We start from the raw sequence: 22682 nt of genomic DNA, 5'->3' as shown, positions 1-22682 counted from the left end.
AACTCAGTCTTAAAACGGGATGTCGTCGTCAAAATCATCCACCGGCTCAGGCATACTGCCCTGGGACGGCTGGCTGTACCCACCGGACTGCTGCTGCGGCTGGCTACCCTGATTCGCCGGCGGCGCATTGTAGCTAGACTGCTGTGGACGCCCGGCCGGCGCACCCTGTGACATTCCACCGCCGTCAGCGCCGCGGCTGTCGAGCATCTGCATCTGGCCGTTGATATCCACAACCACTTCGGTGGTGTAGACGTCCTGGCCTTCTTTGTTCTGCCATTTACGGGTCTGCAGCTTGCCCTCAATGTAGACCTTGGAGCCCTTGCGCAGATACTGACCGGCCACTTCGGCGATCTTGCCGAACATCACCACCCGGTGCCATTCAGTTTTCGGCACCATCTGACCGGTTTGCCTGTCCTTGTAACTCTCGTCGGTTGCAAGGTTAAGGTTCACCACGGCATTGCCGTTGGGGGTATAACGGGTATCGGGGTCCTGTCCCAGGTTACCGATAAGAATGACCTTGTTTACGCCTCGTGCCATGATCTGCTCCTGACTCTGTTTTCAGGGACAACCCGTCGTCCATGCGGGCTTCCAAATTTCAAGAACCGTTACCGTGCCGGACAAATGGGAAGTCCGCAAGTAACCCTTTATCAAAACGCTGACGATCCACCTTCAGATAGGCCGTACCCGCATCTTCAAGGATCACCACATCCTGAACACCGGGCAGCGCCATCAAGGCGTCATCAATACTATCAAACTGGCTTTGCGCCACTTCTTTCAACTGTACCACGAAACTGGTGGTGTAACCCGGCGCCGGCATGGTCAGAGCGACCAGTAACCACAATACCAGAACACCAACCATCAGCCATAAGACGCCGCTGACGCCAGCCACCTCCAACAGCAAGCCGCCGACGGCGCCGCCCACGAACGCGCCCATGAACTGGGACGTAGAATACACCCCCATGGCGGTTCCCTTACTGGCCGCTGGCGCCTCTTTGCTGATCAATGATGGCAGCGATGCCTCCAGCAGGTTGAACGCCATGAAAAACAGGAACAACACCCCCCAGGCCGCTACCAGACTGCCGGATACCTCGGCTATCCCGGCCGTGGACAGGGTAAGCAGCACAATGGCACCGCAGAGCACCGGCTTCATCTTGCGCAACTTCTCGCCAATGATGATGAACGGCACCATCGCGAAGAATGAGGTCACCATCACCGTCAGGTAGAACCACCAATGGTCGGACGACGCCAACCCGAGCTGGTTCTGAAGCAGCAAAGGAAACACCAGAAATATCGCCGTCAATGCCAGGTGTAACGCAAAAATTCCGAAATCCAGACGCAGCAACCGACGATCCACCAGCACCCTGGACAGCATTTCCCGCGCGGGGTGGGTATCGGCGCTGACCTTGTGCTGATGGGGTGTGGGCACCAGCCGCCAGACAACGAACATCGCGACAACCGCCAGCATGGCCGTCAGATAAAAGAGCCCGGACAAACCGAAAGCCGAGCCGATCAGGGGGCCCAGCACCAGCGACACAGAAAACGACAACCCGATGGAGATACCCACCGTAGCCATGGCTTTGGTGCGCTCCTCTTCCCGCGTCAGGTCACTCAGGAACGCCATCAGCACGCTGGCGATGGCGCCGGCGCCCTGAAGAATCCGTCCGGCGATTACAACGTATATGGAATCGGTCGACGCGGCTACGAGGCTGCCGGCCGCAAACAGAACCAGACCAAGATAAATCATGCGTTTACGGCCAACCCGATCAGACAGCAGGCCGAAAGGTATCTGCAGTAAAGCCTGACTCAGTCCGTAGGCGCCGATGGCGAAGCCGATCAGAGCCGGCGTCGCGCCCTGCAACTCATCACCCAGCAGGACAAATACCGGCATCACCATGAACAGGCCAAGCATCCGCATGGCATACACCGATGCCAGCGCTGCGACGGATCGCCTTTCCAGTGGATTCATGGGGGAGATTATCCTCAAAACGGTTTCTGGCGGGACATCGCCTTTCCGGAGACCGCGTATTGTATCAGAACCACGCAGGTCACGGCACCGTGGCTTGACCTGTCATTACTTACCGTCACGGCTTTCGCCGGGCGGCGGATAACACGGTATAATCCCTGTTTTTCTTGAAGCGAGGTGTTATGGATCATATCCAGATCAAAGGTGCGCGTACCCACAATCTGAAGAACATTGACCTGGATATACCAAGGGACAAGCTGATTGTCATTACCGGCCTGTCCGGCTCGGGGAAGTCATCCCTGGCTTTTGACACCCTTTACGCGGAGGGGCAGCGCCGTTACGTGGAGTCGCTCTCCACTTACGCCCGTCAGTTTCTTTCGATGATGGAAAAGCCCGACGTGGATCACATCGAGGGGCTCTCACCGGCCATTTCTATTGAGCAGAAATCCACCTCCCACAACCCGCGCTCCACCGTCGGCACCATTACCGAAATCTACGACTACCTGCGCCTGCTATTCGCCCGTGCCGGTGAACCTCGCTGCCCCGATCACCACCAGCCGCTGGAAGCACAAACCGTCAGCCAGATGGTTGATCAGGTTCTGGCCATGCCGGATGAAAGCAGGCTGATGATTCTGGCGCCGGTAATCCGGGATCGCAAAGGTGAACACCTGCAGGTTGTCGAGACCATGCGCAGCCAGGGCTTTATCCGTTTGCGTATCGACGGCACGGTGTATGACATTGATGACGTACCGGCACTGGACAAGAAGCGCAAACACCAGATCGACGTGGTGGTGGATCGCTTCAAGGTAAAACCTGGGCTGGAACAGCGCCTGGCGGAGAGCTTCGAAACTGCGCTCGAACTGGCCGACGGCATCGCCCTGGTTGCCCCGATGACCGGGGAGGGTGAGGAGCACACCTGCTCCGCACGGTATGCCTGCACCCAGTGCGGGTATTCCCTGAGCGAACTCGAACCGCGCCTGTTTTCCTTCAATAATCCCGCTGGCGCCTGCCCGACCTGCGATGGCCTGGGCGTCAAACAGTTCTTTGACCCGGAGAAAATCGTCCAGCATCCGGAGGCCAATCTGGCCGCCGGCGCTATCAAAGGGTGGGACCGCCGGGCGGTGTATTATTTCCAGATGCTGACCAGTGTTGCCGAGCACTATGGCGTCGACATGGAAACCCCCTGGGCTGATCTTCCGGACAGCTTCAAGCAGACTCTGCTATACGGTTCCGGCTCCGACGACATTCCCTTCCGCTATATGAACTCCCGCGGTCACATCATGGAAAAGGCACATCCGTTTGAGGGCATCCTGCCCAACCTGGAACGCCGCTACCGTGAAACCGATTCCCAGAGCATGCGCGAAGAGCTGGCACGGAACCTGAGCACCCAGCCCTGTAAGGACTGCCACGGCTCAAGACTGCGGCGCAGTGCCCGGCATGTATTCATTGAAGAGAATAACATCTCCGATGTCACTCATCTGCCGGTGGGCGAGGCTCACAGTTATTTCGAGTCCCTCGCCCTGCCCGGTCGCAAGGGCGAAATCGCCGAAAAGATCCTGAAAGAGGTACGGCAACGTTTACAGTTCCTGGTCAATGTAGGACTGGAATACCTCACCCTTGAACGCAGTGCCGATACGCTATCCGGCGGTGAGGCCCAGCGAATCCGCCTGGCAAGCCAGATCGGGGCCGGCCTGGTGGGCGTCATGTACATCCTGGACGAACCTTCCATCGGCCTTCACCAACGCGACAACGACCGCCTACTGGCTACCCTCACCCACCTCCGGGACCTGGGCAACACGGTGATCGTGGTCGAGCACGACGAAGACGCCATTCGCGCCGCTGACCATGTCATCGACATCGGACCGGGCGCTGGCGTTCATGGCGGCCAGATCATTGCACAGGGGACGCCAGAGCAAATCATCAACAACCCCGACTCCCTGACCGGACAATACCTGAACGGCACCAAAGAAATCGCCATTCCGGCTGAGCGCAACGTTGGAAACGGCAAACAGCTGGTGCTGGCCGGCGCCAGCGGGAACAACTTGCAGAATGTCACTCTGACCATTCCGCTGGGTGTGATGACCTGCGTGACGGGCGTATCCGGGTCCGGCAAGTCGACCCTGATTAACGGCACGCTGTACCCCGTTGCCGCGGCGAAACTCAACAAGGCGACGAGCCTGAATCACGCTCCTTACGACAGCCTCAAGGGGCTCGACCATCTGGACAAGGTCATCGACATCGACCAGAGCCCCATCGGTCGCACCCCGCGCTCCAACCCGGCCACGTACACCGGGCTGTTCACGCCCATTCGGGAGCTCTTTGCCGGCACGCAGGAAGCCCGCTCCCGCGGCTATAAACCTGGACGCTTCAGCTTTAACGTCAAGGGCGGGCGCTGCGAGGCCTGTCAGGGCGACGGTGTGATCAAGGTCGAAATGCATTTCCTGCCCGATGTGTACGTCCCCTGCGACGTCTGCAAGGGTAAACGCTACAACCGGGAAACGCTGGAGGTTCGCTACAAGGGCAAGAGCATCCACGAAGTCCTCGAGATGACGGTTGAGGAAGGCCGGGAATTTTTCGACCCGGTGCCGTTCATCGCTCGCAAGCTCCAGACACTCATCGATGTGGGGCTGTCCTACATTCGCCTGGGGCAGAGTGCGGTTACGCTGTCCGGGGGCGAGGCCCAACGGGTCAAACTGGCGAAAGAGCTGTCCAAACGGGACACCGGCAAGACACTCTACATCCTCGATGAACCCACCACCGGCCTGCACTTCTATGATATTCAACAGTTGCTCAACGTGCTTCAGCGGCTGCGCGACCACGGCAACACCATTGTGGTGATCGAGCACAATCTGGACGTGATCAAGACTGCCGACTGGATCATTGACCTCGGCCCCGAAGGCGGATCGGGTGGCGGCCAGATCATTGCCGAAGGCACGCCTGAACACGTCGCCGGAAGCGCAACCTCCCACACCGGACACTACCTCAAACCCATGCTGGAAAAATAAACAGACATAAAAAAAGCCGGAGGTTTCTCTCCGGCTTTTTTTGTGGCGGCAGCGAAGAGCTTATTCTTCGCCTTCGTCCACTTCTTCCGCTTCGATATCCAGCGGACGGCCAACCAGCTCAACGAATGCCATAGGGGCATTGTCGCCAGCACGGAAGCCGCACTTCAGAATACGAAGGTAACCACCCGGACGCTCGTTGTAACGGGGGCCCAGCTCATTGAACAGCTTGGCTACCGCCGCATCGCTACGCAGGCGTGAAAACGCCAGACGACGATTCGCGACCGAATCATTCTTAGAGAGCGTGATCAAAGGCTCGGCTACACGACGAAGCTCTTTAGCTTTCGGCAGCGTTGTCTTGATCAGCTCGTGTTCAACCAGTGACGCAGTCATGTTACGGAACATGGCCTTGCGATGCGCACTGGTCCTGCTGAACTTACGACCACTCTTACGATGACGCATTGCTCTTATTCCTTACCTTAAACCAATCGGCGATTAACCGCCCAGAACCCGGTCATCACCACGGAGGCTTGCCGGCGGCCAGTTATCAAGACGCATGCCCAGTGACAGACCACGGGACGCAAGAACGTCCTTGATCTCGGTCAGCGACTTTTTACCAAGGTTAGGCGTCTTCAGCAGCTCAACTTCTGTGCGCTGAATCAGATCGCCGATGTAGTAGATGTTCTCAGCCTTCAAGCAGTTAGCTGAACGCACTGTCAGTTCCAGATCATCGACCGGACGCAGCAGGATAGGATCAATTTCTTCCTCTTCCTCAACGCGCTCCGGCTCTTTCTCGTGATCGAAATCAACAAACACCGCCAGTTGCTGCTGGAGAATGGTCGCGGCCCGGCGAATCGCTTCTTCCGGATCGATAGTGCCATTGGTCTCCAGATCAATAACCAGCTTGTCCAGATCGGTGCGCTGCTCTACCCGTGCACTTTCCACGGCGTAAGCGACCCGACGAACCGGACTGAAGGTTGCGTCCAGCTGCAGGCGTCCGATAGCGCGAGTTTCGTCCTCGTCCAGACCCCGCTGATCAGCAGGCTCATAGCCGCGACCACGGGCAACCTTGAGACGCATGTTCACTTCACCGTTTTCACTCAAGTGACAGATCACATGATCCGGGTTGGTGATCTCGACATCATGATCCAGCTTGATATCTCCGGCTGTGACGACGCCCGGACCTTTCTTGCTGAGGGTAACCTCAGCTTCGTCCCGACCGCCCATCTTGACCGCCACGCCCTTGAGATTCAGAAGAATCTCAATGACGTCTTCCTGGACACCCTCGATTGCGCTGTACTCGTGCAGAACACCGTCGATCTGTGCTTCGGTAATCGCACAGCCCGGCATTGAGGACAAGAGTATACGACGCAGTGCACTGCCCAGGGTGTGGCCGAAACCTCTTTCCAGAGGCTCCAGGGTCACCTTGGCGCGCGTGGCGTTTGATTCCTTCACGTCAATGGTACGAGGTGTCAATAACTCATGTACTGAACGCTGCATAGACGCCCCTATCTGCTCTCGTTGCTAACTGGGCTTTACTTCGAGTAAAGCTCGACGATGAGGTTCTCGTTGATGTCGGCCGGCAGTTCAGTACGCTCGGGCACTGACTTGTAAACGCCTGACATCTTGCTGGCGTCGACCTCTACCCAGCTCACCGGTGCGCGGCCTGAAGACAGGTCCAGCGCGCCTTTAACGCGGAGCTGGTTTTTTGCCTTTTCACGCACGCTCACAACATCGCCCGGCTTGACCTGGTAGGAAGCAATGTTCACCACCTTGTCATTGACCAGGATCGCTTTGTGAGAAACGAGCTGACGGGATTCAGCACGGGTAGAACCAAAACCCATGCGGTATACAACGTTGTCGAGACGCGCTTCAAGCAGTTGCAGCAGGTTTTCACCGGTTGCACCTTTGATGCGGGCCGCCTCTTTGTAATAGTTACGGAACTGCTTTTCGAGCACACCGTAAATACGACGAACTTTCTGCTTTTCACGAAGCTGTACGCCGTACTCGGACAGACGACCGCGACGCGCGCCGTGCATACCCGGCGGAGTCTCGATGTTGCACTTCGAATCGAGCGCGCGAACACCGCTCTTCAGAAAAAGATCTGTCCCTTCACGACGAGACAGCTTGCACTTCGGGCCTATATAACGAGCCATAATTCACTGTCTCCTGTGTTAGACGCGGCGCTTTTTGGGCGGACGACAGCCGTTATGGGGAATCGGCGTCACATCAGTGATGTTGGTGATCTTGTACCCGCAGCCATTCAGCGCGCGTACAGCGGATTCACGTCCGGGCCCAGGACCCTTAACCTCTACGTCCAGGTTTTTAAGGCCGTATTCAGCAGCCGCATTACCGGCTCTTTCAGCTGCTACCTGCGCAGCAAAAGGTGTACTCTTGCGTGACCCACGAAAACCGGAACCACCAGAGGTAGCCCAGGACAGGACGTTGCCCTGACGGTCAGAAATGGTCACGATAGTGTTGTTGAAGGACGCGTGAATGTGCGCGACGCCATCAACAACCGTCTTTTTCACCTTTTTACGGGTACGTGTACCTGGCTTTGCCATGTTTGCCTACCTGTTACTTACGAATAGGTTTGCGAGGACCTTTACGGGTGCGTGCGTTGGTCTTGGTGCGCTGGCCACGGACCGGAAGGCCATGACGGTGACGCAGACCACGGTGACATCCGAGATCCTTCAAACGCTTGATGTTCATCTGTACTTCACGACGCAAATCGCCTTCGACAGACACCTTGCCCACTTCGGTACGAAGTGCTTCAAGTTGCTCGTCGCTCAGGTCCTTGACCTTGACGTCCGGCTTGACGCCGGTTGCATCGCAAAGCTTTTGAGCTGTTGTCTTGCCAACACCGAAGATGTAGGTCAGCGAGATAACAGCATGTTTGTGATCGGGTATATTGACACCGGCTATACGTGCCATCCAAATTACTCCGCGTTCAAAGCTTTGCTGTGTGAATTTTCCGCCACTATAAAAGGGCGCGAAATAATAGCGCTTGACCCCATGCGAGGTCAAGCGCCATTAATCGTACCCTCTACAATGCCAGAGCTGAATCCGTAAGGATTAACCCTGACGCTGCTTGTGACGAGGCTCCGAGCAAATGACTCGTACTGAGCCATTGCGACGAATTACTTTGCAGTTACGGCAAATTTTCTTTACCGAAGCGCGTACTTTCATTGTCGACTCCAGTTTTCAAGGGGAACGGGATTAACCGTTCCGACCATAGCCCTTGAGATTGGACTTCTTCATCAGTGATTCATACTGATGCGACATCAGGTGTGACTGCACCTGTGCCATGAAATCCATCACCACGACTACAACAATCAGCAGAGACGTACCGCCCAGATAGAACGGAACATTCCCGGCCACCATCAGGAACTGAGGGAACAGGGAAACTGCTGCAATGTACATTGCACCGAACAACGTCAGCCGGGTCAGTACGCCATCAATATACTTGGCAGTCTGATCACCTGGACGGATGCCCGGAATAAACGCTCCAGAGCGCTTGAGGTTATCCGCAACTTCTTTCGGGTTGTACATCAGCGCTGTATAGAAGAAGCAGAAAAACACGACTGCTGCCGCAAACAGAATAATGTACAGAGGCTGACTGGGCGCCAACGCCTGGGACACATCGCTGAGCCATTCCATGCCCTCGCCTTGCCCAAACCACTGCCCGAGCGAAGCCGGGAACAACAGAATGGACGATGCGAAGATCGGCGGAATAACCCCGGCCATGTTGACCTTCAGTGGCAGGTGGCTGGACTGCTGGGCAAACACCCGGCGGCCCTGCTGACGCTTGGCGTAGTTGATGGTCAGCCTACGCTGGCCACGCTCCATGAAGACCACGAAGCCCACCACAGCAATTGCCAGAACACCAATCCCGAGAACGACCAGCAGACTCATCTCGCCGTTCCGTGCCTGCTCCAGTGTCTGGCCGATGGCGCCGGGCAGCCCGGCAACGATCCCTGCAAAAATCAGCAGGGAAATACCGTTACCGACACCGCGCTCGGTGATCTGCTCACCCAGCCACATCATGAACACGGCACCACTCACGAAAGACACAACGGCCACGAAGTGGAAGCTGAAGCTGTCGTTGAAGGTGACGCCTTGCGAAGCCAACCCGACCGAAATACCAAAGCCCTGAACCAGAGCCAGGACAACCGTACCGTACCGCGTGTACTGACTGATCTTGCGACGGCCAGCCTCACCCTCTTTCTTCAGCTGCTCAAGATGCGGACTGACCGCTGTCATGAGCTGCATGATGATCGAGGCAGAGATGTACGGCATGATACCGAGTGCAAAGATACTCATGCGCTCAAGCGCACCACCGGAGAACATGTTGAACAGACTCAGGATCGTGCCCTGATTCTGATCAAACAATGCTGCCAGGCGGTCTGGGTTGATACCCGGCACCGGAATGTGGGCACCGATCCGGTACACCAGCAATGCCAGGAAGACAAACCAGAGCCGCGAACGCAGCTCTGCCAGTCCTTTACCCGCGCCCGCAGGCAATGATGCTGTCTTGGCCATTTAGTCCTCGACTCGCCTTAGTCTTCGACTTTTCCACCCGCGGCAGTAATCGCCTCGCGTGCGCCTTTGGTCACTCGCAGCCCTTTAACGGTCACTGCACGGCTCAGTTCGCCGGACAGAATCACCTTGGCTTCGCGAATTTCATCCCGAACGATGTCGGCTTTCTTGAGGGCGTCGAGATCGACCACGTCGCCTTCAACTTTTGCCAGTTCGTTCAGGCGGATCTCAGCAACATAACGCTGCTGACGCGACGTGAAGCCAAACTTCGGCAGACGACGGGCCAGCGGCTGCTGACCGCCCTCGAAACCAGGAGCTACACTGCCACCTGAACGGGCTTTCAGACCCTTGTGACCGCGACCACCGGTTTTACCGAAACCGCTACCGATACCACGACCTACGCGCCTTGCGGCCGGACGTGAACCGGGCTCTGGACTAAGTTCGTTCAGACGCATCTTAGTTCTCCTCAACCCGAACCAGGTAATCTACCCGGTTGATCATCCCGCGGATGGACGGAGTGTCCTCCACTTCCACGGTGTGACCGATTTTACGGAGACCCAGGCCCTTGACGCACAGTTTGTGCTTGGGCTGACAGCCGATTGGGCTGCGGGTCAGTGTTACTTTGATCGTTTTTGCGTTCGCCATGACTTCAACCCAGAATCTCTTCCACGGTTTTACCGCGCTTGGCTGCAATATCCTCAGGCGCTTGTGTCGCCTGGAGACCCTTGATGGTGGAACGTACCACGTTCACCGGGTTGGTAGACCCGTAACACTTGGACAGTACGTTCTGCACACCGGCAACTTCCAGTACTGCACGCATCGCACCGCCGGCGATGATACCAGTACCTTCAGAAGCAGGCTGCATGTAGACCTTGGAGCCGCCATGCTGAGCCTTGACCGGGTATTGCAGAGTCGTGCCGTCGAGCGGAACCTCTACCATGTTCTTGCGCGCGGCTTCCATAGCCTTCTGAATCGCAACCGGCACTTCACGCGCCTTGCCACGACCAAAACCAACGCGACCTTTGCCATCACCCACTACAGTCAGTGCGGTGAAGGCGAAAATACGGCCACCTTTAACAACTTTAGCGACGCGATTGACCTGAACCAGCTTCTCCTGGAGCTCAGGCGCCTTCTGTTCGTTAACGCTCATCTTCTCCACCTCTTAGAATTGCAAGCCAGCTTCACGGGCGGCGTCGGCCAGAGCCTGCACGCGACCGTGATAACGGTAACCGGAGCGGTCAAAAGCAACGCTCTCTACACCTGCCGCCTTGGCGCGCTCAGCAATCAACTGACCCACCTTCTTGGCAGCGTCCACGTTACCGGTTGCACCCTGGCGCAGCTCCTTATCCAACGTGGAGGCAGTGGCAATTACTTTGCTGCCATCTGCAGTCGTAACCTGGGCGTACATGTGACGCGGTGTGCGATGAACACACAGACGATTGGTACCCAGCTCACGGATCTTCATGCGCACTTTGCGTGCGCGACGCAATCTTTCGTTATTCGCGCTCATAGTCCCGCCTTATTTCTTCTTGGCTTCTTTGCGTCTGACCTGCTCATCCGCATAACGAACACCTTTGCCTTTGTAAGGCTCTGGCGGACGGAATGCGCGGATTTCCGCAGCGACCTGGCCAACCTGTTGCTTGTCGATTCCGCGAATCACAACTTCCGTATTGGACGGAGTTTCAGCGGTAATCCCCTCGGGCAGCTCGTACTCGACCGGGTGAGAAAAACCCAGTGTCAGGTTGAGCTTCTTACCTTGCGCCTGAGCACGGTAACCTACGCCCGTCAGGGCGAGCTTACGCTCCCAACCTGTCGAGACACCGGCAACCATGTTGTTGACCAGTGCGCGGGTAGTACCAGCAAGAGCGCGGGACTGTTTGGCACCATCGCGGGCCGCAAAGCGAAGAACACCTTCTTCCTGCTTTACTTCAACCGCCTGGTGAATGGTGATTTGAAGCGCTCCCTTGGAGCCCTTCACATTAATTTCCTGTCCGTTCAGCTTGACCTCAACACCGGAAGGCAGCACGACAGGATTATTGGCAACCCTGGACATGTGATTCTCCTAGAATACGGTGCAGATGACTTCGCCACCCACGCCAGCAGCACGTGCGGCGCGGTCTGTCATAACGCCCTTAGACGTTGAGACAATCGCGACTCCCAAACCACCGGATACTTTCGGCAGTTCCCCAGCGCCTTTGTACTGGCGCAGACTCGGACGGCTGACCCGCTTGATCTCTTCGATAACCGGCTTACCGCCGAAATACTTCAGAGTAATCGTCAGCTCGGGCTTCGCGTCAGCTGAAACGGAAAAATCTGCAACGTAACCTTCGTCCTTGAGGACCTGGGCCACGGAGATTTTCATCTTTGAAGACGGCATGGCCACGTCGGCCTTTTGTGCCATCTGTGCATTACGAATACGCGTAAACATATCCGCAAGCGTATCTTGCATACTCATTGGTATGAGGCTCCTGATCTTTTTAGTTGTGCAGCGGCGCGCCGCACCGCTTACCAACGGGCACCTGACCGAAGTCAGGATGCCTGTCTTACCAGCTTGCCTTGGTCAGACCCGGTACGTCACCGCGCATGCCGTATTCACGGAGTTTGATCCGTGAAAGCTCGAACTTGCGCAGAACGCCGTGGGGACGACCAGTCACCTGGCAACGATTACGAAGACGCGAAGGAGAAGCATCGCGAGGAAGCTGTTGCAGCTTCATCTGTGCGTCCCAACGCTCTTCATCGCTGGTATTCGGGTTCTTGATAATCGCCTTGAGCTCAGCACGCTTTGCTGCGAATTTCGCAACGGTTTGCTCGCGCTTCAGCTCACGGTTCTTCATGGAAACCTTAGCCATTACACTCGTTCCTTATTTCTTGAACGGAAAGCCGAAGGCTTTCAACAGTTCGCGACCTTCGTCGTCGGTACCGGCAGTGGTGGTAATGGTGATGTCCAGACCACGGATCTTGTCGACCTTGTCGTACTCAATCTCCGGAAAAATGATCTGCTCACGCACACCCATGCTGTAGTTACCACGACCGTCGAACGATTTGGGGTTCAGACCGCGGAAGTCACGAACGCGGGGAACCGCGATGTGAACCAGACGATCAAAGAAGTCCCACATACGCTCGCCGCGCAGAGTAACCTTACAACCGATAGGCCAACCTTCACGGATCTTGAAACCCGCAACGGATTTACGTGCCTTGGTAACAACCACTTTCTGACCCGCCAGGCGCTCTAGATCCGCCACTGCGTTTTCAATCAGCTTTTTGTCACCAACCGCTTCGCCGACACCCATGTTCAGGGTGATCTTTTCGATACGCGGCACCTGCATGATGTTCTTGTAGCCGAACTCCTTCTGCAGGGCGGGTACCACTTCCTTACTGTACTGCTCTTTCATGTTAAGCATCGTAACCACCACCGCTTACTGGTTATCGACAGCTTCTTTCGTGGACTTAAAGATCCGCGTCTTGGCGCCGTCTTCCTTGGTCAGGAAGCCTACGCGATCGGCTTTGCCGGTCTGCGGATTAAAAATAGCCACGTTGGAAGCCTGGATAGGTGCTTCTTTCTCGACGATGCCACCTGGGGTGCCCAGCATCGGGTTCGGCTTAGTGTGCTTCTTCATCATGTTGATGCCAGAAACAATCACTCGGCCATCGTCCTGAACTTTCAGAACTTTACCACGTTTGCCTTTGTCTTTCCCCGTGGTGACGATTACTTCGTCATCTCGTTTGATCTTTTTCATAACCGGCCTCTGGTCCTTAAAGTACTTCGGGTGCCAGTGAGATAATCTTCATGAACTTCTCGTTACGCAGTTCACGGGTAACCGGTCCGAAGATACGGGTACCAATGGGAGCGTCCTGATTGTTCAGAAGTACCGCCGCGTTCCCGTCAAAACGGATCAGCGACCCGTCCGGACGACGCACACCCTTGCGGGTACGTACTACAACAGCCTTCAGGACCTGGCCTTTCTTCACCTTGCCGCGGGGGATGGCTTCCTTGACGGTCACCTTGATGATATCCCCAACGCTCGCATAACGCCGGTGTGAACCGCCCAGGACCTTGATGCACATCACCTGACGCGCACCGCTGTTATCCGCGACTTCAAGCATTGTTTGAGTCTGAATCATGGTTGTTCTCCGGGCGAATTACACCTTGGATGCACGTTCGGTAACTTCCACCAGGGCCCAGCTCTTGGTCTTCGAGACCGGACGGGTTTCCTGGATTGTTACGGTGTCACCGATGTTGCACTGGTTGCTCTCATCGTGAGCATGAATCTTGGTTGAGCGCTTCATGTACTTACCGTACAGAGGGTGCTTCACCTGGCGCTCAACCAGGACAACGATGGATTTCTCCATCTTGTTGCTCACGACCTTGCCGCTCAGAGTTCTGGCAGTTTGGGTAGCTTCGGTCATGTCACTGTCCTGCCTTTTCATTCAATACTGTTTTCACGCGAGCGATGTCGCGCTTCACATTGCCGAGAAGGTGAGACTGATTCAGCTGACCTGTCGCCTTGCGCATGCGCAGGTTGAACTGCTCCTTCAGGAGATCGATCAACTCGCCATTCAGCTCCTCGACGGATTTTTCACGCAGCTCTGTTGCATTCATCACATCACCGTCCTCGTAACAAAGGTGGTCTGTACCGGCAGCTTGGCTGCAGCGAGAGTGAAGGCTTCGCGTGCCACATCTTCGGCAACACCTTCCATCTCGTAGAGCATACGGCCAGGCTGAATTTCAGCCACCCAGTACTCGACAGAACCTTTACCTTTACCCATTCGTACTTCGAGCGGCTTACCAGTGATCGGCTTGTCCGGGAACACCCGGATCCAGATCTTACCGCCCCGCTTGATGCGGCGAGTCATGGTACGACGCGCTGCCTCAATCTGGCGCGCAGTTATACGCCCACGGCTGGTCGCCTTCAATCCGTATTCACCGAAGCTCACCTTGTTAGCGCGGTGAGCCAGACCGGTGTTACGGCCTTTCATTACCTTGCGAAATTTGGTGCGTTTTGGTTGCAGCATAAGAGTGCCCCTTTACTTAGAACCTTTCTTCCCAGAGGCTTTCTTGTCAGCACGGACCTGCTCCATACCACCAAGAATCTCACCTTTGAAGATCCATACCTTGACGCCGATAACGCCGTAAGTGGTATGCGCTTCGTAGGTTGCGTAATCAATATCTGCACGCAGAGTGTGCAGAGGTACACGACCTTCGCGATACCACTCGGAACGCGCGATTTCAGCACCCCCGAGACGTCCGCCTACCTGAATCTTGATACCCTTGGCGCCTTGACGCATGGCGTTCTGTACCGCGCGCTTCATGGCACGACGGAACATCACACGACGCTCCAGCTGACCGGCAACGTTTTGCGCTACCAGGCGGGCATCCAGGTCCGGCTTGCGGACTTCTTCGATGTTGATGTGCACAGGCACACCCATCATGTCGCTGACTTCACGACGCAGACGGTCAACATCTTCACCCTTCTTACCGATAACGATACCGGGACGGGCTGTATGGATCGTGATACGGGCGTTCTGAGCAGGGCGCTCGATCACAATCTTGCTGACAGACGCCTTAACCAGGCGCTTGTCGAGAAATTCGCGAACCTGAATGTCGTTCAGCAGGTTCTTTGCGTATTCCTTTTTATCGGCATACCAGACTGAGTTGTGCTCTTTAATCACACCCAGGCGCATGCCGGTTGGATTTACTTTATGACCCATCTGAGCATCTCCTACTTGTCGGCGACCTTGACGGTGATATGGCAGGTGCGCTTGAAAATCCGGTCAGCGCGCCCCTTGGCTCGAGCTTTAATTCGCTTGAGCGTCGGGCCTTCATCCACCATAACGGTGGAAACCCGCAGATCATCTACGTCCAGGCCTTCGTTGTGCTCAGCATTGGCAATGGCGGACTCAAGAGCTTTCTTGATCACAACCGCTGCCTTTTTTGGGCTGAAAGTCAGAATATTCAGGGCATCCTCAACAGCTTTGCCGCGTACTTGGTCAGCGACAAGACGCGCTTTCTGAGCTGAGAGGCGAGCGCCCTTGTACTTAGCCGCTACTTCCATTTCTATTCCCCTCACAATCAGCGTTTAGCTTTCTTGTCGGCCGCATGACCACGATAAGTACGCGTTGCCGCGAACTCACCCAGTTTATGCCCGACCATATCTTCGGTGACATAAACCGGCACGTGCTGCTTGCCGTTGTGGACTGCAATGGTCAAGCCTACGAACTCCGGGAAGATCGTTGAACGACGGGACCAGGTCTTGATCGGACGCTTGTCGTTCGCTTCCAGAGCTGCCTCGACCTTCTTCAACAGATGCAGGTCTATAAAAGGACCTTTCTTTAAAGAACGTGGCACAGCAATTACCTCTATGTAGTCGTTTACTTGGCTGAACGACGACGTACTATCATCTTGTCAGTACGCTTGTTCTTACGAGTCTTATGCCCTTTGGTCGGAACACCCCACGGAGTAACCGGGTGACGCCCGCCAGAGGTACGCCCTTCACCACCACCATGTGGGTGGTCAACTGGGTTCATAGCAACACCACGTACTGTTGGACGTTTACCGCGCCAACGTGATGCACCCGCTTTACCAAGCTGCTTGAGGCTGTGCTCGCTGTTGGATACTTCACCCAACGTCGCGCGGCAGTCCACAAGCACCTTTCGCATTTCACCTGAGCGCAGGCGGATGGTGGCATATGCACCTTCACGCGCTACCAGCTGTACGGATGCGCCCGCGGAGCGAGCCAGCTGAGCACCTTTGCCAGGCTTGAGTTCGACGCAGTGGATCACAGAACCGACCGGAATGTTCCGGAGCGGAAGTGTAGAACCCACCTTGATCGGCGCGTCGATACCGGAACGCACAGGATCTCCGATCTGCATACCCTTGGGAGCGATGATGTAACGACGCTCGCCATCGGCATACTTCAGGAGCGCAATGTGCGCAGAGCGGTTAGGATCGTATTCCAGGCGCTCAATAGTCGCCGGGATACCATCTTTGGTCCGCTTGAAATCGATAACACGGTAGTGCTGCTTGTGGCCACCACCAATGTGACGAGTAGTAATGCGGCCCACATTATTACGGCCACCAGACTTACTCTTTGTTTCTACCAACGGCTCGTATGGGCGCCCTTTGTGCAGATCCGGGTTGTAAAGCTTTACAACGTGACGGCGTCCGGCAGATGTTGGCTTGGTTTTGACGATCGGCATTTTACGACCCCTTTACCTTATTCCACATCCAGAAAATCAATGTCCTGACCTTCCGCAAGCTTCACATAAGCCTTACGAATGTCAGTACGCTTGCCGAAGCCGCGAACGGTACGCTTGAGCTTACCCTTACGGTTCAGAACCTGAACACCTTCGACGGTGACGTTGAACAGTTGCTCAACGGCTTTCTTGATCTCGGGCTTGGTGGCGTCCGGGGCAACCCGGAAAACTACCTGGCCGTGCTCGGCCACCAGAGAGGCTTTTTCAGATACGTGCGGTCCCAGAAGAACCTTGTAAATGCGTTCCTGATTCATCCCAGCATCTCCTCGATCTTCTTCAGAGCGGGAACAGTCACCACGACCTTCTCGTAGGCTACCAGGCTCACCGGATCCAGACCGGCAACGTCACGCACATCAACGTGCGGAATGTTGCGGGAGGCCAGATGCAGGTTCTGCTCAACACTGTCAGACAGAATCAGTGCGTTATTCACGCCCAGATCCTTCAGCTTGGCAGTAAAAGCCTTGGTCTTGGGTGTGTCGACGTTGATGTCGTCAACCACAACCAGACGCTCTTGGCGAACCAGCTCGGAAAAAATGGAGCGCATCGCTGCGCGGTACATTTTACGGTTGACCTTCTGCTCGAAATCACGTGGCTTCGCAGCAAAGGTCACACCACCGGAGCGCCAGATCGGGCTACGGATGGTACCGGCACGGGCACGACCGGTGCCCTTCTGACGCCACGGCTTCTTACCACCGCCACTGACTTCTGAACGCGTCTTCTGAGCCTTGGTACCCTGACGGCCGGCTGCCATATAAGCAGTAACCACCTGGTGAACCAGCGACTCGTTAAAATCTTTGGCAAATGCGGCATCGGAAACAGAAATTCCTTTACCGCTACCTGTAATAGTCAATTCCATCGAACCGCTCCTCAGGCTTTAACTGCAGGCTTGATGACAACGTTACCGCCGGTCGCGCCGGGGACGGCACCACTTACCAGCAGAAGGTTGCGCTCGGCGTCGACACGGACAATCTTCAGGTTCTGCACAGTGACCTGCGCATTACCCATCTGGCCCGCCATCTTCTTGCCCTTGAACACCTTACCCGGAGTCTGGTTCTGACCGATGGAACCCGGAGCACGATGCGACAGTGAGTTACCGTGAGTGGCGTCCTGCATGGAGAAGTTCCAGCGCTTAACACCGCCCTGGAAACCTTTACCCTTGGACTGACCAGTGGCATCTACAATCTGACCGTCTTCGAAGACAGAAGCAGTGATCTCGCCGCCGGCTACGAGGTCTTCACCTTCGCCGTCAGCCAGACGGAATTCCCACATACCACGCCCGGCTTCAACACCGGCTTTGGCATAGTGGCCCGCTTCGCTCTTGGTCACACGAGAGGAACGACGAGCACCGACGGTTACCTGAACCGCACGATAGCCATCGCTTTCAAGAGATTTAAGTTGGGTAATGCGGTTGGGCTCAACCTCGATTACCGTCACGGGCAGCGCCTGCCCATCTTCCGTAAAAATACGGGTCATACCGGCCTTACGACCGACAACACCAATTGCCATGTTTCACCTCTTAAGTGTACGGGGCTCTCACCCTCTATGGCCTTATGACAGTTACACAGATTAATACCGGGCGGTATTAACCGAGGCTGATCTGAACGTCTACACCTGCTGCCAGGTCCAACTTCATCAAAGCATCTACTGTCTTTTCCGTCGGCTCAACAATGTCGAGCAAACGCTTATGAGTACGAATTTCATACTGGTCACGCGCGTCTTTATTGACGTGCGGGGAAACCAGAATGGTGTACTTTTCCTTCCGCGTCGGCAGAGGGATAGGCCCACGAACTTGAGCGCCGGTCCGCTTAGCGGTATCGACGATCTCCTGCGTGGACTGGTCGATCAGACGATAATCAAACGCCTTCAACCGGATTCGAATTTTTTGGCTTTGCATGATGCACCCAAACTCCACTCGTAGCAGCTACTTGACTAGCCGACCTTCAAAAAAAGGAGCCGCATTGTATGCATAATACCCAACCGTGTCAACTGCCATGCAGATTGACCCGGTCGGGTAACATTTGCGGCTTTAACAGAAAAAGGGGCTGAAGTTTCAGCCCCTTTTTCCTGGACCAATCGAGCGACTTACTCGATGATCTTGGAGACCACGCCGGCACCAACGGTACGGCCACCTTCGCGAATCGCGAAGCGCAGACCATCTTCCATGGCGATCGGAGCGATCAGGGTAACACTCATCTTGACGTTGTCACCCGGCATTACCATTTCCACACCTTCCGGCAGTTCGCAAGAACCGGTTACGTCGGTGGTACGGAAGTAGAACTGCGGACGGTAGCCCTTGAAGAACGGAGTATGACGGCCGCCTTCTTCTTTGGACAGTACGTACACTTCACACTCGAACTTGGTGTGCGGCTTGATGGTTCCCGGCTTGCACAAAACCTGACCACGCTCAACGTCGTCACGCTTGGTACCACGCAGCAGAACACCTACGTTCTCACCGGCACGACCTTCGTCCAGCAGCTTGCGGAACATCTCAACGCCGGTGCAGGTCGTTTTGACGGTATCCTTGATACCAACAATCTCGATCTCTTCACCAACTTTTACAACACCACGCTCAACACGACCGGTCACAACAGTACCACGACCCGAGATGGAGAATACGTCCTCGATCGGCATCAGGAACGGCTGATCGATAGCACGCTCCGGCTCAGGGATGTAGTCGTCCAGGGCCTCTACCAGCTTCTTCACAGCGGTAGTACCCATTTCGTTGTCGTCTTTGCCTTCCAGCGCCATCAGCGCAGAACCGGTGATGATCGGAGTGTCGTCACCCGGGAAGTCGTACTGGCTCAGCAGATCACGAACTTCCATCTCAACCAGCTCCAGCAGCTCTTCATCGTCTACCATGTCCGCTTTGTTCAGGAACACAACGATGAAAGGAACGCCTACCTGACGAGACAGCAGGATGTGCTCACGAGTCTGCGGCATGGGGCCGTCAGCTGCGGAACACACCAGAATCGCGCCGTCCATCTGCGCCGCACCAGTGATCATGTTCTTCACATAGTCAGCGTGGCCCGGGCAGTCTACGTGGGCGTAGTGGCGAGTCGGTGAATCGTACTCAACGTGAGAGGTCGCGATGGTGATACCACGCGCACGCTCTTCCGGTGCGTTATCGATCTGGTCGAACGCACGGCTCTCGCCGGTGCCCCATACTTCGTGACATACACGGGTCAGGGCTGCGGTCAGAGTGGTTTTACCATGGTCTACGTGACCGATGGTGCCCACGTTCAAGTGCGGCTTACTACGCTCAAATTTTGATTTAGACACGGTTACACCTCTTCCTGTTTCTTGAGTCCTGGGGATCAACCCTTTTTAATGATCGCTTCGGCAATGTTCGAGGGAGCTTCCATGTAACGGGAGAACTCCATCGCATAAGACGCACGACCCTGAGTTGCTGAACGCAGGTCGGTGGCGTAACCGAACATTTCCGACAACGGAACTTCTGCACGGATGACTTTGCCCGCGGGGCCTTCATCCATTCCCTGAATCAGGCCGCGACGACGGTTCAAATCACCGACGACGTCACCCATATAATCCTCAGGGCTAACGACTTCAACTCTCATGATCGGCTCGAGAAGCGCAGGATTGGCTTCCAGAGCACCTTTCTTCATCGCCATGGAACCGGCGATTTTGAAAGCCATCTCGTTGGAGTCAACATCGTGATACGAGCCGTCGTACAGGGTTGCCTTGATGCGCAGCAGCGGATAACCGGCCAGACAGCCGTTCTGCATCTGCTCGGAAATACCCTGCTGAACCGCCGGGATGTATTCCTTCGGAACCACACCACCGACAATCTCGTTCACAAAGATAAAGTTTTCGCCATCTTCGTCATCCAGCGGCAGCGGTTCAAGCTTGATCTTGACGTGACCGTACTGACCACGACCGCCAGACTGGCGAACAAACTTGCCTTCCACGTCAACCGGCTTGCGGATGCACTCGCGGTAAGCAACCTGCGGCTTACCGATGTTGGCCTCAACTTTGAACTCGCGACGCATGCGGTCAACGATGATATCAAGGTGAAGCTCGCCCATACCGGAGATGATGGTCTGGCCGGACTCTTCGTCAGTGCGAACACGGAACGAAGGATCTTCCTGCGCCAGTTTGCCGAGGGCAACACCCATCTTTTCCTGGTCCGCCTTGGACTTCGGCTCTACCGCGACGGAGATAACCGGCTCCGGGAATTCCATGCGCTCGAGAATGATCTTGTGGTTCTCGTCACACAGGGTATCGCCAGTGGTCACGCTCTTGAGGCCGATCGCCGCAGCGATGTCACCCGCGAGCACTTCCTTGATTTCCTGACGGTCCTTGGAGTGCATCTGCACCATACGGCCAACGCGCTCTTTCTTGCCCTTGACCGAGTTGTACACCGCACTGCCGGACTCGAGCTTGCCCGAGTAGACCCGGAAGAAGGTCAGCGTACCAACGAAGGGGTCAGTTGCAATCTTGAACGCCAATGCCGCAAACGGCGCATCGTCGTCAGCCTGACGGGTCTCTTCGGTGCCGTCTTCGTCAATCTCACCACGAATGGCCTTGACTTCGTCCGGCGCCGGCAGGAATTCGACAACCGAATCCAGAACCGCCTGCACACCCTTGTTCTTGAATGCGGAACCACAGGTAGCCACAACGATTTCGTTGGCCAGGGTGCGCATACGCAGCCCTTTCTTGATGTCATCGTTGGACAACTCGCCCTCGTCGAGGTAGCGCTCCATCAACTCTTCATTGGCTTCGGCCGCCGCTTCCATCATCTGCTCACGGTACTTGGCGACTTCGTCAGCCATCTCCGCGGGCACGTCTTTTTCGTCGTAGGTTGCACCGGAATCCGCTTCGTTCCAGTAAATCGCCTTGTTACGAATCAGGTCGATGATGCCGGCGAAGTTTTCTTCTGCGCCGATCGGCAACTGAATCGGAACGGCGTTGGCACCCAGACGGTTCTTGATCTGGTCAACAACCCGCAGGAAGTTTGCACCGGCACGGTCCATCTTGTTGACGAACACCATGCGGGGAACTTCGTACTTGTTGGCCTGACGCCACACTGTCTCGGACTGCGGCTCAACACCGGAGGAACCACAGAACACCACAACTGCACCGTCGAGAACACGCAGTGAACGCTCTACCTCGATGGTAAAGTCAACGTGCCCCGGGGTGTCGATGATGTTGATCCGGTGCTCCGGATACTGCTTGTCCATGCCCTGCCAGAAACAGGTCGTCGCAGCAGAGGTAATGGTAATACCACGCTCCTGCTCCTGCTCCATCCAGTCCATGGTAGCTGCACCATCATGAACCTCACCGATCTTGTGCGAGATACCTGTGTAAAACAGCACCCGCTCGGTGGTTGTGGTTTTGCCCGCATCAACGTGCGCACAAATACCAATGTTTCTGTAACGCTTGATAGGAGTCTTGCGTGCCACTGTATAAACCTCGGCTGATTAGAAACGGAAGTGAGAGAACGCCTTGTTGGCTTCTGCCATGCGGTGTACGTCTTCACGCTTCTTAACAGCGGAGCCTTTGCTGTCAGCGGCGTCAAGAATCTCACCTGCCAGACGCTGAGCCATGGACTTCTCACCGCGCTTCCGTGAATATTCTACGAGCCAGCGCATCGCCAGCGCGTTCTGACGGGAAGGCCGTACTTCTACGGGCACCTGGTAAGTAGCACCACCCACACGACGGGATTTAACCTCGACCATCGGCTGGATGTTCTCCAGGGCCTTCTCGAACATGTCGATCGGCTCTTCCTTTGATTTCTCGGCAACAATGTCCAGGGCGCCGTAAACAATGCGCTCTGCAACTGACTTCTTGCCGCTTTCCATCACGTGGTTGATGAACTTGGCAAGACGTGCACTGCCGAATTTAGGATCCGGGATAATTTCCCGCTTTGCTGCAACTCTTCTTCTAGGCATCGATAAGCCCTTATC

At 55.8% G+C, this 22682-nt stretch carries 34 protein-coding genes; 1 reads left to right on the top strand and 33 read right to left on the bottom strand.

The window, feature by feature from the left end:
- Positions 1-9 precede the first annotated feature (9 nt).
- Together ssb and R0125_RS15540 are read right to left on the bottom strand one after the other, a co-directional pair.
- On the bottom strand, positions 10-537 hold the full coding sequence (gene ssb / locus R0125_RS15545) for a single-stranded DNA-binding protein (RefSeq protein WP_317238738.1): 528 nt from the start codon (positions 535-537) through the stop codon (positions 10-12).
- 58 nt (positions 538-595) lie between these two features.
- On the bottom strand, positions 596-1966 hold the full coding sequence (locus tag R0125_RS15540) for an MFS transporter (RefSeq protein WP_317238737.1): 1371 nt from the start codon (positions 1964-1966) through the stop codon (positions 596-598).
- A 179-nt stretch (positions 1967-2145) separates the two neighbouring features.
- On the opposite strand from R0125_RS15540, the gene uvrA reads away from it, so the two are divergent.
- Positions 2146-4968, top strand: coding sequence for an excinuclease ABC subunit UvrA (uvrA, locus tag R0125_RS15535; RefSeq protein WP_317238736.1), 2823 nt, complete (start codon positions 2146-2148; stop codon positions 4966-4968).
- Between the two features lie 60 nt (positions 4969-5028).
- On the opposite strand, the gene rplQ is transcribed toward uvrA, so the two are convergent.
- From rplQ to rpsG, 31 genes are all read right to left on the bottom strand, one after another.
- Positions 5029-5427: a 50S ribosomal protein L17 gene (gene rplQ, locus R0125_RS15530; RefSeq protein WP_248183664.1), complete on the bottom strand. Its 399-nt coding sequence runs from the start codon at positions 5425-5427 to the stop codon at positions 5029-5031.
- A gap of 33 nt (positions 5428-5460) precedes the next feature.
- Complete coding sequence (locus R0125_RS15525) at positions 5461-6465, bottom strand: DNA-directed RNA polymerase subunit alpha (RefSeq protein ID WP_213478377.1); 1005 nt, start codon at positions 6463-6465, stop codon at positions 5461-5463.
- A gap of 35 nt (positions 6466-6500) precedes the next feature.
- Complete coding sequence (gene rpsD, locus R0125_RS15520) at positions 6501-7121, bottom strand: 30S ribosomal protein S4 (protein WP_248183663.1); 621 nt, start codon at positions 7119-7121, stop codon at positions 6501-6503.
- 18 nt (positions 7122-7139) lie between these two features.
- Entirely contained in the window at positions 7140-7529 is a 390-nt protein-coding gene (gene rpsK / locus R0125_RS15515) for a 30S ribosomal protein S11 (protein ID WP_004580767.1), read from the bottom strand.
- 13 nt (positions 7530-7542) lie between these two features.
- Positions 7543-7899: a 30S ribosomal protein S13 gene (rpsM, locus tag R0125_RS15510; protein ID WP_048497755.1), complete on the bottom strand. Its 357-nt coding sequence runs from the start codon at positions 7897-7899 to the stop codon at positions 7543-7545.
- A 141-nt stretch (positions 7900-8040) separates the two neighbouring features.
- A complete protein-coding gene (rpmJ, locus tag R0125_RS15505) occupies positions 8041-8154 on the bottom strand; it encodes a 50S ribosomal protein L36 (RefSeq protein WP_008174902.1) in 114 nt (37 codons plus the stop codon).
- A 30-nt stretch (positions 8155-8184) separates the two neighbouring features.
- A complete protein-coding gene (secY, locus tag R0125_RS15500) occupies positions 8185-9507 on the bottom strand; it encodes a preprotein translocase subunit SecY (protein ID WP_248183662.1) in 1323 nt (440 codons plus the stop codon).
- A 17-nt stretch (positions 9508-9524) separates the two neighbouring features.
- Positions 9525-9959 carry a 50S ribosomal protein L15 gene (rplO, locus tag R0125_RS15495; RefSeq protein ID WP_248183661.1) on the bottom strand — a complete coding sequence of 145 codons (435 nt, stop codon included), beginning with the start codon at positions 9957-9959 and terminating at the stop codon, positions 9525-9527.
- A gap of 1 nt (position 9960) precedes the next feature.
- Complete coding sequence (gene rpmD / locus R0125_RS15490) at positions 9961-10149, bottom strand: 50S ribosomal protein L30 (protein WP_012139786.1); 189 nt, start codon at positions 10147-10149, stop codon at positions 9961-9963.
- A gap of 4 nt (positions 10150-10153) precedes the next feature.
- Complete coding sequence (gene rpsE / locus R0125_RS15485) at positions 10154-10654, bottom strand: 30S ribosomal protein S5 (protein ID WP_008174892.1); 501 nt, start codon at positions 10652-10654, stop codon at positions 10154-10156.
- A 12-nt stretch (positions 10655-10666) separates the two neighbouring features.
- Positions 10667-11014, bottom strand: coding sequence for a 50S ribosomal protein L18 (rplR, locus tag R0125_RS15480; protein ID WP_213478382.1), 348 nt, complete (start codon positions 11012-11014; stop codon positions 10667-10669).
- Positions 11015-11023: 9 nt separating this feature from the next.
- Entirely contained in the window at positions 11024-11557 is a 534-nt protein-coding gene (gene rplF / locus R0125_RS15475; RefSeq protein ID WP_248183659.1) for a 50S ribosomal protein L6, read from the bottom strand.
- 9 nt (positions 11558-11566) lie between these two features.
- Positions 11567-11959 carry a 30S ribosomal protein S8 gene (gene rpsH / locus R0125_RS15470; protein WP_248183657.1) on the bottom strand — a complete coding sequence of 131 codons (393 nt, stop codon included), beginning with the start codon at positions 11957-11959 and terminating at the stop codon, positions 11567-11569.
- A gap of 88 nt (positions 11960-12047) precedes the next feature.
- Positions 12048-12353 (bottom strand): 30S ribosomal protein S14, encoded by a 306-nt coding sequence (gene rpsN, locus R0125_RS15465; protein ID WP_099615764.1) that lies wholly within the window; start codon positions 12351-12353, stop codon positions 12048-12050.
- 12 nt (positions 12354-12365) lie between these two features.
- Positions 12366-12905, bottom strand: coding sequence for a 50S ribosomal protein L5 (gene rplE / locus R0125_RS15460; RefSeq protein WP_012139778.1), 540 nt, complete (start codon positions 12903-12905; stop codon positions 12366-12368).
- 15 nt (positions 12906-12920) lie between these two features.
- The gene (gene rplX, locus R0125_RS15455; protein ID WP_248183656.1) at positions 12921-13241 is read right to left on the bottom strand and encodes a 50S ribosomal protein L24; all 321 of its coding nucleotides are present in this window, start codon (positions 13239-13241) and stop codon (positions 12921-12923) included.
- A 16-nt stretch (positions 13242-13257) separates the two neighbouring features.
- Positions 13258-13626 carry a 50S ribosomal protein L14 gene (rplN, locus tag R0125_RS15450; RefSeq protein WP_007154005.1) on the bottom strand — a complete coding sequence of 123 codons (369 nt, stop codon included), beginning with the start codon at positions 13624-13626 and terminating at the stop codon, positions 13258-13260.
- Between the two features lie 18 nt (positions 13627-13644).
- Entirely contained in the window at positions 13645-13911 is a 267-nt protein-coding gene (gene rpsQ, locus R0125_RS15445; protein WP_008174879.1) for a 30S ribosomal protein S17, read from the bottom strand.
- A gap of 1 nt (position 13912) precedes the next feature.
- Positions 13913-14104: a 50S ribosomal protein L29 gene (rpmC, locus tag R0125_RS15440; protein ID WP_248183822.1), complete on the bottom strand. Its 192-nt coding sequence runs from the start codon at positions 14102-14104 to the stop codon at positions 13913-13915.
- Positions 14104-14517, bottom strand: coding sequence for a 50S ribosomal protein L16 (rplP, locus tag R0125_RS15435; RefSeq protein ID WP_048497744.1), 414 nt, complete (start codon positions 14515-14517; stop codon positions 14104-14106). Before rplP ends, rpmC begins: the two co-directional genes overlap by 1 nt.
- A gap of 12 nt (positions 14518-14529) precedes the next feature.
- Complete coding sequence (rpsC, locus tag R0125_RS15430; protein ID WP_048497743.1) at positions 14530-15213, bottom strand: 30S ribosomal protein S3; 684 nt, start codon at positions 15211-15213, stop codon at positions 14530-14532.
- Between the two features lie 11 nt (positions 15214-15224).
- Complete coding sequence (gene rplV / locus R0125_RS15425; protein WP_008940674.1) at positions 15225-15557, bottom strand: 50S ribosomal protein L22; 333 nt, start codon at positions 15555-15557, stop codon at positions 15225-15227.
- 17 nt (positions 15558-15574) lie between these two features.
- Positions 15575-15850: a 30S ribosomal protein S19 gene (gene rpsS / locus R0125_RS15420; RefSeq protein ID WP_012139770.1), complete on the bottom strand. Its 276-nt coding sequence runs from the start codon at positions 15848-15850 to the stop codon at positions 15575-15577.
- A gap of 23 nt (positions 15851-15873) precedes the next feature.
- Entirely contained in the window at positions 15874-16701 is an 828-nt protein-coding gene (gene rplB / locus R0125_RS15415; RefSeq protein WP_213478390.1) for a 50S ribosomal protein L2, read from the bottom strand.
- A gap of 17 nt (positions 16702-16718) precedes the next feature.
- A complete protein-coding gene (gene rplW / locus R0125_RS15410; protein ID WP_248183655.1) occupies positions 16719-17012 on the bottom strand; it encodes a 50S ribosomal protein L23 in 294 nt (97 codons plus the stop codon).
- Complete coding sequence (gene rplD / locus R0125_RS15405) at positions 17009-17614, bottom strand: 50S ribosomal protein L4 (RefSeq protein WP_248183654.1); 606 nt, start codon at positions 17612-17614, stop codon at positions 17009-17011. The genes rplW and rplD overlap by 4 nt, the downstream gene beginning before the upstream one ends.
- Before the next feature lie 11 nt (positions 17615-17625).
- Positions 17626-18264 carry a 50S ribosomal protein L3 gene (gene rplC, locus R0125_RS15400; protein WP_248183653.1) on the bottom strand — a complete coding sequence of 213 codons (639 nt, stop codon included), beginning with the start codon at positions 18262-18264 and terminating at the stop codon, positions 17626-17628.
- 76 nt (positions 18265-18340) lie between these two features.
- Positions 18341-18652, bottom strand: a complete 312-nt coding sequence (rpsJ, locus tag R0125_RS15395; protein ID WP_041341420.1) for a 30S ribosomal protein S10 — start codon at positions 18650-18652, stop codon at positions 18341-18343.
- A gap of 188 nt (positions 18653-18840) precedes the next feature.
- Positions 18841-20037, bottom strand: coding sequence for an elongation factor Tu (gene tuf / locus R0125_RS15390; RefSeq protein ID WP_248183643.1), 1197 nt, complete (start codon positions 20035-20037; stop codon positions 18841-18843).
- A gap of 35 nt (positions 20038-20072) precedes the next feature.
- The gene (fusA, locus tag R0125_RS15385; protein WP_317238735.1) at positions 20073-22178 is read right to left on the bottom strand and encodes an elongation factor G; all 2106 of its coding nucleotides are present in this window, start codon (positions 22176-22178) and stop codon (positions 20073-20075) included.
- An 18-nt stretch (positions 22179-22196) separates the two neighbouring features.
- Positions 22197-22667: a 30S ribosomal protein S7 gene (gene rpsG, locus R0125_RS15380; RefSeq protein WP_048497735.1), complete on the bottom strand. Its 471-nt coding sequence runs from the start codon at positions 22665-22667 to the stop codon at positions 22197-22199.
- Positions 22668-22682: the final 15 nt, after the last annotated feature.

This window comes from Marinobacter sp. M-5 (assembly GCF_032911545.1).
Classification (GTDB): Bacteria; Pseudomonadota; Gammaproteobacteria; order Pseudomonadales; family Oleiphilaceae; genus Marinobacter; species Marinobacter goseongensis.
The sequence above is the reverse complement of the archived record's forward strand: the minus strand, read 5'-3'. Positions and strand labels throughout refer to the sequence as shown.